General features: G+C 67.3%; 10 protein-coding genes and 1 pseudogene. 7 read left to right on the top strand and 4 right to left on the bottom strand.

What is annotated here, in order from left to right; translation table 11 throughout:
• Positions 1 to 102 precede the first annotated feature (102 nt).
• A complete protein-coding gene (locus G6N44_RS16570; RefSeq protein WP_163665765.1) occupies positions 103 to 543 on the top strand; it encodes an SPW repeat protein in 441 nt (146 codons plus the stop codon).
• 187 nt (positions 544 to 730) lie between these two features.
• Complete coding sequence (locus G6N44_RS16565; protein ID WP_163665763.1) at positions 731 to 3,334, top strand: LuxR C-terminal-related transcriptional regulator; 2,604 nt, start codon at positions 731 to 733, stop codon at positions 3,332 to 3,334.
• Positions 3,335 to 3,350: 16 nt separating this feature from the next.
• On the opposite strand, the gene ilvD is transcribed toward G6N44_RS16565, so the two are convergent.
• Positions 3,351 to 5,051 (bottom strand): dihydroxy-acid dehydratase, encoded by a 1,701-nt coding sequence (gene ilvD / locus G6N44_RS16560; protein ID WP_163665761.1) that lies wholly within the window; start codon positions 5,049 to 5,051, stop codon positions 3,351 to 3,353.
• Positions 5,052 to 5,185: 134 nt separating this feature from the next.
• Between ilvD and ricR the strand changes: the two genes are divergently transcribed.
• Complete coding sequence (ricR, locus tag G6N44_RS16555; RefSeq protein WP_163665759.1) at positions 5,186 to 5,491, top strand: copper-sensing transcriptional repressor RicR; 306 nt, start codon at positions 5,186 to 5,188, stop codon at positions 5,489 to 5,491.
• On the opposite strand, the gene G6N44_RS16550 is transcribed toward ricR, so the two are convergent.
• On the bottom strand, positions 5,488 to 5,787 hold the full coding sequence (locus G6N44_RS16550) for an MTH1187 family thiamine-binding protein (RefSeq protein ID WP_163665757.1): 300 nt from the start codon (positions 5,785 to 5,787) through the stop codon (positions 5,488 to 5,490). The two genes, ricR and G6N44_RS16550, sit on opposite strands and share 4 nt — an antisense overlap.
• A 99-nt stretch (positions 5,788 to 5,886) precedes the next feature.
• Here G6N44_RS16550 and G6N44_RS16545 point away from each other — a divergent pair, with 99 nt between their 5' ends.
• Entirely contained in the window at positions 5,887 to 7,125 is a 1,239-nt protein-coding gene (locus G6N44_RS16545) for an MFS transporter (RefSeq protein ID WP_163665755.1), read from the top strand.
• 142 nt (positions 7,126 to 7,267) lie between these two features.
• Positions 7,268 to 8,245 (top strand): L,D-transpeptidase, encoded by a 978-nt coding sequence (locus tag G6N44_RS16540; protein WP_163665753.1) that lies wholly within the window; start codon positions 7,268 to 7,270, stop codon positions 8,243 to 8,245.
• A gap of 55 nt (positions 8,246 to 8,300) precedes the next feature.
• On the opposite strand, the gene G6N44_RS16535 is transcribed toward G6N44_RS16540, so the two are convergent.
• A complete protein-coding gene (locus G6N44_RS16535; RefSeq protein ID WP_163665751.1) occupies positions 8,301 to 10,289 on the bottom strand; it encodes a M13 family metallopeptidase in 1,989 nt (662 codons plus the stop codon).
• Between the two features lie 65 nt (positions 10,290 to 10,354).
• Here G6N44_RS16535 and G6N44_RS16530 point away from each other — a divergent pair, with 65 nt between their 5' ends.
• Together G6N44_RS16530 and G6N44_RS16525 are read left to right on the top strand one after the other, a co-directional pair.
• A complete protein-coding gene (locus tag G6N44_RS16530; RefSeq protein ID WP_163665749.1) occupies positions 10,355 to 10,999 on the top strand; it encodes a hypothetical protein in 645 nt (214 codons plus the stop codon).
• Positions 10,996 to 11,685, top strand: coding sequence for a hypothetical protein (locus G6N44_RS16525; RefSeq protein ID WP_163665747.1), 690 nt, complete (start codon positions 10,996 to 10,998; stop codon positions 11,683 to 11,685). Before G6N44_RS16530 ends, G6N44_RS16525 begins: the two co-directional genes overlap by 4 nt.
• A gap of 21 nt (positions 11,686 to 11,706) precedes the next feature.
• Here the strand turns inward: G6N44_RS16525 and G6N44_RS16520 are convergent.
• Positions 11,707 to 12,159, bottom strand: a pseudogene (locus G6N44_RS16520) (hypothetical protein); the annotation flags it as partial.
• Between the last annotated feature and the right edge of the window lie 21 nt (positions 12,160 to 12,180).

Below are 12,180 nucleotides of genomic sequence, written 5' to 3'. Positions count from 1 at the left end.
GGGCAGCCGGCGCCAAACGGGCCTGTTGTGGCGTAATCTGAGAAGTGATGGATGGGGGTGGGAAGGCCGAAATGCCTTGCCCGGTAACGGAAAGGATAAGAAATGAGTACGGTCCATTCATCAATCGATCTACATCCGGACATTCTGGCCCTGAGGGCGAGCTATGACCGTGTTGCAGAGTCGATGGCCGCGCAGGTCACCTTTGGCCTGACGTTGCTGACGGCGATGTACGTCGCGCTGTCACCGTGGATCGTCGGCTACGACGCCTTCAACAGGCTGACGGTCAACGATCTGATCGTCGGAGGGGCGATCGCGTTCCTGTCAATGTGTTTCAGCTTCGCGCTGGATCGCGCGCACGGTATGACCTGGACACTGCCGGTATTCGGAGTGTGGTTGATCATCTCGCCGTGGGTGTTTGTCAGCGGACCGAGCGCCGGCATGATCTGGTCGCACGTGATCAGTGGTGCGCTCGTGATGGTGCTCGGCTTCAACGCGATGTACTTCGGGATGCGGGTGCGCAATTCCGAAGCACGGCACGGCTGACCGGCAGACCGACCGGTAGGCGTACCTGGTAGACCAGCCGAACCCCGGCTGGAGGGGAATCTGCGCGCCCGGGCGACCCGGGCCTCGGCCGATGCGTCAATTTTCTCCCCGCCGGCGCGTTTGACGCCATATCCTGGTCAAATAGCAGGACTTCCGATGACGGCGATGGCGGGTACGAACTGCTGAGATGAAACTGGCGGGGCGGGAAGACGAACTGGCGACGATCCGTCGCTGCCTTGGTGGGTCGGGAACCCACCACGGTGTGGTGATCGTCGGCACTGCCGGCGTCGGCAAGACCCGGCTGGCCCGGGAGGCCCTCGGTCACGCCGCGTCATCCGGGTACCGGACCAGCTGGTTCGTCGGAACCGAATCCGCGCGGGCCATCCCACTCGGGGCCTTTACCGGATCGATCAGCCAGAGCATGTGCGACTCGTTGCCGGACGTCCGGCGTGTGATCGATTCCTTTGTCGCCCAACAACGCACGGGCAAGGTCGTCATCGGCATCGACGACGCCCACCTGCTCGACGGGCTGTCCGCGCACGTCGTACACCAACTGGCGCAGACCCAGGGAGTGCGACTCGTCGTCACCGCTCGTTCCGGGGGACCCGAACCCGATGCGGTGACCGCGCTGTGGAAGGACAGCCTGCTCGACCGGATCGACCTTGAGCCGCTGTCCGCCGCGGCGGCTGCCACCCTGATCGAATCGGCGGTCGAAGGCCCGGTGGACAGTCGCAGCACACGCCGGTTTTGGAAACTGACCGGAGGCAATGCGCTGTACCTGCTGCAACTGGTCAAGGATCAGATCGCGGCCGGGCGGATGCGCAAATCCGCCGGGGTGTGGATGTGGGACGGCGATGTCGCCGTCTCCCAGAGCATCACCGATATGGTCGGTCGGCGCCTCGGTGGACTCGAAGCCGGCATGGCGCTGGTGCTCGACACACTCTCGCAGTGCGAGCCGCTCAGCGTCGACGTCCTGGCTGACCTGGTGGAATCTGCCGACCTGGAGGCTGCCGAGCAGATGCATCTGGTCAGGGTCGACCGCGGCGGACGCGGCCTGGTGGCAACCCTCGCGCATCCGCTGTACGGCGAATTGCGAAGGGCCACCGCGGGTGAGATGCACCTGTCGAGGATCCGGGGGCGGCTCGCGCGGCGGTTGGAGTCGGAGGCCAACGGGGACATGCGGGCGACCGTGCGCCGGGCATTGCTGGTGCTGCACTCCGACCTGCCACCGGATCCGGAGCTGTATCTCACGGCGGCTCGGTGCGCCGCGGTCCTGCTCGATCCCGATGCCGCCGACCGATTCGCCGCTGCCGCAGCCGAATGCGGTGCGCCCGAGGCCGCGCCGCTGCGGGCCATGACACTGATCCTGCTGAGCCGAGGTGAGGAAGCTGAGGCCGTCCTGCGCGACATCAGCGCCGACGGCCGTCCCGACAGCCATCACTGGGCGACGGTTCGCGCGGCTAACCTGGCCTGGCTGCTCAGCCGGCCGCGCGATGCCGGCGAGATTTTGGAGAAGCTTTCCACCACCGACGAATCCGACGAGCAGAGGATGGAACGCCTGGCCATGGAGGCCTGTGTCGACGCGGTGGTCGGCCAGTGTGTGAGCGCGGAGGAAAAAGCCAGGACCGCTCTGGATTCGGACGGCCTCCCCGATCTGCACGCGATGATGGCCTCGATCGCACTGATGATGGCCTGTGGTGCGCTCGGACATATCGACGAGATCAACGACATCGCAGAGCAGGCCATCGAGCGGGCCACCTCGTCGTTCGAATCCTCGCCCATGCGGTTCTGGCTCGGGGCAGTTCACGGCCGTGCCTGCCGGTTGACCGGCCGTATCGACGACATCACGGCCATGGCGGCGCGGCTGGACGAGTCGGCGCGCGACATGCCCGGTCTGGTGTATGCCAACCTCGCTCACCTGCTCGGCCACGCCGAACTGGTTCGGGCCGATCTCGGTGCCGCCGTCAAACACTTGCACGAGGCGTATGCCGGTGCCGAAACGCACGAGATTACAACGGGTTTGAGGGTTGCGAGCTGCTTCTCCCTGGCCGAGGCGTACGCCAAACTCGGGCAGGCCGAAGCGGCATCCGAGGCGCTGGCCCGGGCCGAGCAGCGGGTGCCCGACGATTACGTGTTCATGAACACCGCGATGTCGGTGGCCACCGGGTGGACACTGGCCGCCGGTGGTGCGCTGAGCGATGCGATCGACGTGATGCGCACGGCGGGTCGCGACGCTGCGCAACGCGAACAGCCGACCCATGAACTGCTGTGCCTGCAGACGGCCGCGCAGTGGGGCGACACCTCGGGCGCGGCGCGCGCACGGGAGCTCGCCGAGAGTCTGAAACTGCCGCTGGCCGAGACGGTGGCCTGCCATATCGAGGCGCTGGCCGCCGATGACGGCGCCGGGCTACTCGCTGCGGCCGAGGAATACCGGGCGCTCGGCGACCGGGCCACCGCTACTGACGCCCTGGCGCAGGCCGCGGTCGCGTTCGGCCACCACGGTCAGGGCAAGCGCAGTGCCTATGCGGCCGCGTTGGCGCAGGAGAACGCCGACGAATGCGGCGGGCTGTGCACCCCGGCGCTGCGCAACCCGGCCGGACAACCGCTGACCGGACGACAGCGCGAGATCGTCGAACTCGTCGTCGCAGGGCTGAGCAACAAGCAGATCGCCGAGCGGCTGGTGATGTCGGTGCGCAGCGTGGAAGGGCATCTGTACCGGGCCTGCCAGCGGGTGGGCGCCAGCTCACGCGAGCAACTCGCCGCCATCATCCGGAGGGGTCCGAAGGGGTAGGTGGGTCGCCGCCACTCTAGTTGCAGACGGCGCCGACGGCGGCTGACTGAACCAGCTTGGTGTACTTGGCCAGCACGCCGGTCGTGTAGCGCGGCGGCAGCGGTTCGAAACCGGCCTTGCGGGCCTCGAACTCAGCCTCGTCGACGAGGACGTCCAACGTTCCGTCGGCCACGTTGAGGCGGATCCGGTCACCGTCGCGGACGAACGCGATGGGCCCGCCGTCGACAGCCTCCGGGGCGATGTGCCCGACGCACAGGCCTGTCGTCCCGCCGGAGAACCGGCCGTCGGTCATCAGCAGGACGTCCTTGCCCAGCCCGGCGCCCTTGATGGCGCCGGTGATGGCCAGCATCTCGCGCATGCCGGGGCCGCCCTTGGGACCCTCGTAGCGGATCACCACGACGTCGCCGTGGGTGATGGTGCCGTCCTCCAATGCGTCCAGGGCCGACCGCTCGCGCTCGAAAACCCTTGCGGTGCCCTCGAACACGTCTGACTCGAACCCTGCGGACTTCACCACGGCCCCCTCGGGAGCCAGTGATCCGTGCAGGATCGTGATGCCGCCGGTCGGGTGGATCGGGTTGTTCATCGCCCGCAGCACCTTGCCGTCCGGATCGGGCGGCGCGATGTGGGCCAGGTTCTCGGCCATGGTCTTACCGGTGACGGTCAAGCAGTCACCGTGCAGCAGGCCGGCATCCAGCAGTGCGCGCATGACGACGGGCACGCCGCCGATCTCGTCGACGTCCTTCATCACATGGCGGCCGAAGGGCTTCACGTCGGCCAGGTGCGGGACCTTGGCCCCGATGCGGGTGAAGTCGGCCAGCGTCAAATCGACCTCGGCCTCGCGGGCGATTGCCAGCAGGTGCAGCACCGCGTTGGTGGACCCGCCGAAGGCCATCACGACGGCGATCGCGTTCTCGAAGGCGTCCTTGGTGAGGATGTCGCGGGCGGTGATTCCGCGGCGCAGCATCTCGACGACGGCCTCGCCCGACTTGCGGGCGTACTCGCCGCGCCGCTTGTCGATGGCGACCGGCGACGCGCTGCCGGGCAGCGACATGCCCAGTGCCTCGGCAGCCGACGCCATGGTGTTGGCGGTGTACATGCCGCCGCACGCTCCCTCGCCCGGACAGATCGCACGCTCGATGATGTCGACGTCCGCACGTGACATCAGCCCGCGCGCGCACGCGCCGACCGCCTCGAAGGCGTCGATGATCGTGACTTCCTTCTCGGTGCCGTCGGTCAGCTTGGCAACACCCGGCATGATCGAGCCGTTGTAGAAGAACACGCTGGCCAGGTCCAGCCGCGCCGCAGCCATCAGCATGCCGGGGATCGACTTGTCGCAACCGGCCAGCAGCACACTGCCGTCCAGGCGCTCGGCCTGCATCACGGTCTCGACGCTGTCGGCGATCACCTCGCGGGAGACCAGCGAGAAGTGCATCCCCTCGTGGCCCATCGAGATGCCGTCGGACACCGAGATGGTGCCGAACTCCAGCGGGAACCCGCCGGCCTCGTGGACTCCGGCCTTGACGTCCTGCGCGAGTCGCTGCAGCGACATGTTGCACGGGGTGATCTCGTTCCATGACGACCCGACGCCGATCTGCGGTTTGACCCAGTCGTCGTCACCCATCCCTACCGCGCGCAGCATTCCCCGGGCCGCGGCCTTCTCCAGGCCGTCGGTGACGTCGCGGCTGCGGGGCTTGATGTCGGGCTCCGGCTTGGACATGGAGCCGCTTGCGCGAAGAGAAGTGTCAGGGGTCTCGGCAGACATGCCGGTAAGTATGCCCCTCGATTAGTTAGCCGCCCAAATTCTTTCTCAGAGATATGCATACCCCGGTGGGGTACCCGTATACTGGATCCATGGACGCGGCTGATCACTCGGGTGCACATGGCTACTCGGCGCAGAAGGACAACTACGCCAAGCGGCTGCGCCGGGTCGAAGGCCAGGTCCGGGGCATCGCCAAGATGATCGACGAGGACAAGTACTGCATCGACGTCCTCACCCAGATCAGCGCCGTCAACAGTGCGCTGCAGTCCGTGGCGCTCGGTCTGCTCGACGAGCACCTCGGACATTGCGTGACACAGGCCGTCTCCGAGGGTGGGGAGCAGGCCGAGGCCAAGCTGGCCGAGGCATCGGCGGCCATCGCCCGCCTGGTCCGCTCCTAGCCGCCCAGCGCCTGCTCGATCCGCTCGACCTTCGCGTTGAGCTGTCCGGTGTAGCCGGGCCGGATGTCAGCCTTCAACACCAGGCTGACCCGCGGGGATACCGCCGCCACGACCTCCACGGCCTGTTTCACCACGGCCATGACGTCGTCCCATTCGCCTTCGATGTTGGTGAACATGGCGTTGGTCTCGTTGGGCAGGCCCGAGGCCCGCACCACCCGTACGGCCTCGGCCACCGCGGCGCTGACACTTCCGGTTTCATCCCCGCCCGTCGGGCTGATGCTGAACGCGACAATCACAGCATCGATTGTGCGCCCGCGTTCGTCACACCGCGGCGGCACCGCTTCGGATCGGCAACCACGTACGGCCACGTAGGCGCGCTACCGTGGCAACCCAGCATGATCTTCAGCGTCACCGGCGAATCGCTCCCCGCCCACGCCAGCCCGTGGACGCCGCGCGTGGCCGCGCAGCTCGCCGTCCTCGCGGCGGCGGCGTTCATCTATGTCACCGCCGAGATGCTCCCGGTCGGTGCCCTGCCGGCGATCGCCACCGATCTTCAGGTCAGTGCGGGCCTGGTCGCCACGCTGATGGCCAGCTACGCCCTGGTCGCCGCGCTCACCACGGTCGCGCTGGTCGGGCTGACGGCACGCTGGCCCCGACGCCGGACCCTGGTCGCAACGCTGGTGTGTCTGACGATCTCGCAGGTGATCTCGGCACTGGCACCCAACTTCGCGGTGCTGGCCGGTGGGCGGGTGCTGTGCGCATTGGCCCACGGGCTGATGTGGTCGGTGATCGCCCCGATCGGTGCACGACTGGTCCCGGCCAGCCACGCCGGCCGCGCCACCGCAGCGGTCTATGTCGGTACCGGCCTGGCCCTGGTGGTGGGCAACCCGCTTGCCGCGGCAATGAGTGAAATGTGGGGCTGGCGTTCCGCGGTTGCGGTGATTGCCGTGACCGCGGCAGTGGTGGCCCTGGCCGCGTGGACGATGCTTCCGCCGCTCGCATCCGCGTCCGCCCTCACACCGACGCCGCGCAGGCACCGGCGCAATCGTCGGCTGCGCACCTTGTCGATACTCACGCTGATCGGTGTCACCGGGCATTTCATCGCCTTCACCTTCATCGTGGTGATCATCCGGGACGTGGTCGGGATACACGGCCCGCACCTGGCCTGGCTGCTGGCCGGTTTCGGGATCGCCGGCCTGGCCGGGATGGCGGCCATGGCCCGGCCCTTGGACCTGTGGCCGAAGGCCTCGGTACTGGGGTGTCTGGCCGTGCTGGCCGCCGCACTGCTGACCCTGTCGGTCCTCGCCCTCGAATCGTGGTCCGGGCCGGGTGCGGTGGTGCTCGGCGTGGCGGCGGTGGTGATCTGGGGCGCGGCGTCCACGGCGTTGCCGCCGATGCTGCAGGCCTCGGCGATGCGCACCTCCCCGGACGACCCCGACGGCGCTTCCGGGCGGTACGTCGCGGCGTTCCAGGTGGGCATCATGGGCGGTGCGCTGATCGGTGGTGGCCTCTACGACCACGGCGGTGCCGTCCCGACCGTGGGCGCCGCGGCCGCCCTGATCTTGGCCGCGATGGGGGGTGTCATGTTGTCGCGCGGCGTGTTCACAGTTTCCTGCGTGCCCTGCGAGAAGTAACGCAACCAAGCTCACAGTCGATAAACATCGCAGTTCAGCGCCGTGGGGTCGGCCGCTGCCGGGGGGTGGCGGCTTCTCGCGGCAGTAGCTGGTCATCGCGCTGTGAGACACTGGAGCAAGTTGTGCTGTCTGGAGGTTACCTATGCCGAAATCGGCAAAAAGTCGACTGATCACTGCTTTCATGGCCGCGGGACTCGCGGGTGCAATGGTGTTCAGCCCATCCGCCTACGCAGATCCCGAGGTGCCGCCGGCACCCGTCGACCCTGCGGCCCCGGCGCCCGTGCCGGACCCGTTCGCACCGCCCGCCGACGCCGCGGCGCCCGCGCCGATCATCAACTACGGCTCCCCGACGGTGCCGTTCGAGGGGACCGCGCCCGGGCAGAACTCCACACCGTTCACCGGTGAGGCACCGTTCCTGCCGCCGTCCTTCAACCCGGTCAACGGCTCCATGGTGGGCGTCGCCAAACCGATCTACATCAACTTCCAGCGGCCGATCGCCGACCGGCAGATGGCCCAGGATGCCATCCGGATCACCTCCAACCCGCCGGTGGCCGGCCGCTTCTACTGGGTCACCGACACCCAGCTGCGCTGGCGTCCCCAGGACTTCTGGCCGTCCAACACCGTGGTGAACATCGATGCGGCAGGCACCAAGTCCAGCTTCCGGGTTGGTGACTACCTGGTGGCCACCATCGATGACAAGAGCAAGAAGATGGAGGTCATGCGCAACGGGAAGTTGGAGAAGACCTTCCCGGTGTCGATGGGCAAGCCCGACGGCAAGCATGAGACCAAGAACGGCACGTACTACGTGCTGGAGAAGTTCGCCGACATCGTGATGGATTCGTCGACCTACGGTGTCCCGGTGGACTCCAAGGAGGGCTACAAGCTCAAGGTGAAGGATGCCGTCCGGATCGACAACAGCGGCATCTTCGTGCACAGCGCGCCGTGGTCGGTGGCCTCACAGGGCAACTCCAACGTGAGCCACGGGTGCATCAACCTGAGCCCGGAGAATGCCAAGTGGTTCTACGACAACTTCGGCAGCGGTGACCCGGTGGTGATCAAGAACACCGGTGGTGGCTGGTACAACACGCCTGACGGTGCATCCGACTGGCAGATGTTCTAACACCGAGGCATACGACAAAACCCCCGCGTCGCCGCGGGGGTTTTGTGGTATCCGGCTAGTTCCAGATGCGCACGCGCTGAGCCGGTTCCAGGTACAGCTCGTCGGAATCGGCCACCTCGAACGCCTCGTAGAACGAGTCGATGTTGCGGATGACGCCATTGCAACGGAACTCCGGGGGTGAGTGGGGATCGACCGCCAGACGCCGGATCGCCTCGGCGTCGCGGGATTTGGTCCGCCACACCTGAGCCCAGCCGAAGTAGACGCGCTGCACGCCGGTCAGCCCGTCGATCACCGGGGCCTCCTGGCCTTTCAGTGACAGCTGATAGGCCAGCAGGGCGATGGACAGCCCGCCGAGGTCCCCGATGTTCTCGCCGACCGTGAACGCTCCATTGACGTGGTGCGAGCCGTCCAGCCCGCGCGGGCTGAACTGTTCGTACTGATCAATCAAAGCCTTTGTGCGGAGCCCGAATTCGGCGCGATCGGCATCGGTCCACCAGTCGACAAGGTTGCCGTCGCCGTCGTACTTGGCGCCCTGGTCGTCGAAACCGTGACCGATCTCGTGCCCGATCACCGCGCCGATACCGCCGTAGTTGGCGGCGTCGTCGGCTTGGGCGTCGAAGAACGGTGGCTGCAGAATCGCTGCGGGAAAGACGATTTCGTTCATCCCCGGGTTGTAGTAGGCATTGACCGTCTGCGGTGTCATGAACCATTCATCGCGATCCACCGGGCCACCCAGCTTGGCCAGCTCGCGATCGGAGTTCACCACATGGCCACGGCGGTAGTTGCCGTACAGGTCGTCGCGCTCGACGACCAGCGCCGAATAGTCCCGCCAGCGGGCTGGATAGCCGATCTTGGGGGTGAACTTGTCCAGCTTCACCAGCGCCTTGGCCCTGGTCTCCGGGGTCATCCAGTCCAGCTCGTTGATGCTGACCCGGTACGCCTCGCGCAGATTGGCCACCAACTCGTCCATCCGGGCCTTGGCCTCGGGCGGGAAATACTGCGCCACGTAGAGCTTGCCCAGGGCATCGCCCATCAGGCCCTCGACCAGCGAGACGCCGCGCTTCCAGCGATCGCGATTCTGCTCGGTGCCGCTCAGGGTGCGGCCGTAGAAGTCGAAGTTCTCGGCCACGAGCTCGTCGGTCAGCAGGCCGGCGCGCGAATGGATGAGGCGCCAGCGGGTCCAGGCCTTCCAGTCGTCGAGATCTTCGCCGGCCCAGAGGGCGGCGAATGCCGTCACGTAATCGGGCTGACGCAGCACCAGCTCGGCCACCGCTTCCGGTGTGCTGCCGAGCGCCCCCAGCCAGCCGGTCCAGTCGAATCCGGGGGCATCGGCCGCCAGGTCGGCGAACGTGCGCAGGTTGTAGGTCAGGTCGGCGTCGCGCCGCTTGACCACATCCCAGTGCGCGGCGGCCAGCTTGGATTCCAGCGCCACGATCCGGGCCGCCGTCTCGGTCTGAGCGGCCGCGGTGTCCGCCCCGAAGACGATGGTGAACATCCGGGCGATGTGGCCCGGATAGGCCGCCAGGATCTCGGCGTGCTGTTCGTCGCGGTAGTAGGACTCGTCGGGCAGCCCGAGGCCGGACTGGCTCATGTGCAGCAGGTAGCGCGTCGAATCCTTGGAATCGGTGTCCACGTACACGCTGGCCCCACCGGACACCCCGGTACGTTCCAGGCCGCCCAGCACCGCGGCCAGCGCGTCACTGTCGGCAGCTGCGTCGATCAGGGCGAGCTCCTCGAGCAGCGGCGTCAGGCCACGCTCGGCGATGGTCTGCTCGTCCATGAAGCTGGCGTACAGATCACCGATGCGCTGCTCGTCGGTGTCTGCCGCAGCGCCGGACGCGGCGGCCGCGGTGATCAGATCGCGGATCTGTTCCTCGGCACGGTCGTGCAGCAGCCGGAATGCGCCGTCGGTGGCGCGGTCGGCTGGAATCTCGTAGTCGGTCAGCCAACTGCCGTTGACGTGGCCGAACAAATCGTCTTGCGGGCGGGCCTGCGGGTCGACATGGCTCAGATCGATACCCGACTTGATCGCTTCTACCGTCACCCCGACATTCTTCCAGAAGGCCGCGGGTGCGCCGGGAGGGTTTGGCTGGCGGTACCCTCACGGCCATGCCCGAGGCGCCGAGCAAGGACAGCAAGGACAGCAAGGACAGCAAGGACAGCAAGGACAGCAAGGACAGCACCGACGATCACTCCGGCGGTGCCCTCACCGGCTTCGGCTTCGCATCGGCGGTGGCGGGACTCATCGCGGTCGTAGCGGTGGTCCTGGCCGTCATGGTGTGGTCCGGCCACCGCAGCGAGTCCGACGAGCGCACGTACCAGACCAGGGTCCTGCGCACTGCGGCCGACTGGACCAGTGTCCTGATCAACATCAACAAGGACTCCGTCGAGGCCGGTATGCAGAAGCTGCGCGAGGGCACGGTCGGACAGCTCAATGCCGACTTCGACGCCGCCGTGCAGCCCTACCGAGACCTGGTACAGCGGCTGCAGGCCCGCACCACCGGGCAGATCGACTCGGTAGCCATCGAATCGCTGTACCACCCGCCGCCGGGCCCCGATGGCCGTCCGATGCCTGCGCCCAAGAAGGAGCTGACGGGGATGGTGTCGCGGACCGACACCGTGCTCGTGGTGGCGACCTCGGTCAGCGAGAACGCGGGCACGGACAAGCCTCAGACCGTGCGCTGGACCCTGCGTCTGGACGTCTCCGACGTCGACGGCACCCTGATGGTCTCGCGGTTGGAGCCGATCCGATGAGAAACCGGTTGCGTGTGCTGGCTTTCGACATCGCCGCCCCGCTGGCCGCCATCGCGGCGGTGCTCTACATCGGACTGGCGCTGTCCTGGCCGCTGTGGTGGGTCTCGCTGTGCTCGGTGCTGTGCCTGCTGATCGTGCAGGGCGTCATCGTCAACATCGCGCTGGCCCGTCGCGACGGCGTGACATTGGGCACCGACGACGATGCCCCCGGACTGCGGCTCGCTGTCGCCGGAGTGGCGGCCGCCGCCGTGGTGGCCGCGGTGGCAGTGGGTTACCTGCGCTGGACCGTGCCCGACCGCAGTTTCAACAACGACCGCGACGAGGTGGTGCGCATTGCCAGCAGCGTCTCGGAGGCCACCGCCACGTTCAGTCCGCAGAGCCCGACCAGCTCGATCGACCGCGCGACGGCCATGATGTCGCCGGGTCAGGCTCAGCAGTTCAAGAACGAATTTGCCAATGTGGCAAAGGAATTGGCAAGCAAGAACGTGTCCGCCACGGCGAGCACCATCTCGGCCGGTGTGGAGGCACTGGGTCCGCAGGTGGCCAGTGTGGCCGTGGTCCTGCGCGGAACTCAGAGTGCGCCGGGCAAACCCACCGACAATGCGGTCATGGCGCTACGGGTCGCCCTGAGCAAGAACGACGGGCGTTGGCTCGTCGACAATGTGACGCCGTTGCACTCGCGCTGATGCGGTAGCGACGATTCTGGACTACTTCGCCGAACGCTGCGCGGACAGCTTCGCGAAGCGTTCGGAGAGACGCTGCATACGCAGCAGGAGCGAGGCCGGCGGGCTGACGGTGCCTTCCAGGTAATCGGCGAAGGACTCGTTGGATACCCCGATGCGCGAGGCGAACTCGGGCGCCTGCAGCTCGGAGCGACGCAGCATGGCTTGGATCTGGTGGGCCACCTCGGCGCGTTCGGTGGCTTCCAGGTGCTCACGGGTGCGCACCAGCACTTCTGACAGCGCCTTGGATACCCCGTACGGCCGGGCGGTCTGCAGAACCTCTTCGACCTGTCGGGAGGTCCGGCCGTAGGGGTCACGCTTGATGGCGGCGACGATGCGCTGCCAGACCGTCATGTCGTCGGTCTCCAGGGCGGCACGGATCGCCGCGGTCGGCCAGTACTCGACCGGCCGCTCGTCGAAGGTGGGTTGACGCTGCGGCGGCGCGGCCTGGCCCTGACG

The sequence above is a fragment of the Mycolicibacterium alvei genome (assembly GCF_010727325.1).
GTDB classification, from domain to species: domain Bacteria; phylum Actinomycetota; class Actinomycetes; order Mycobacteriales; family Mycobacteriaceae; genus Mycobacterium; species Mycobacterium alvei.
The sequence above is the reverse complement of the archived record's forward strand: the minus strand, read 5'-3'. Positions and strand labels throughout refer to the sequence as shown.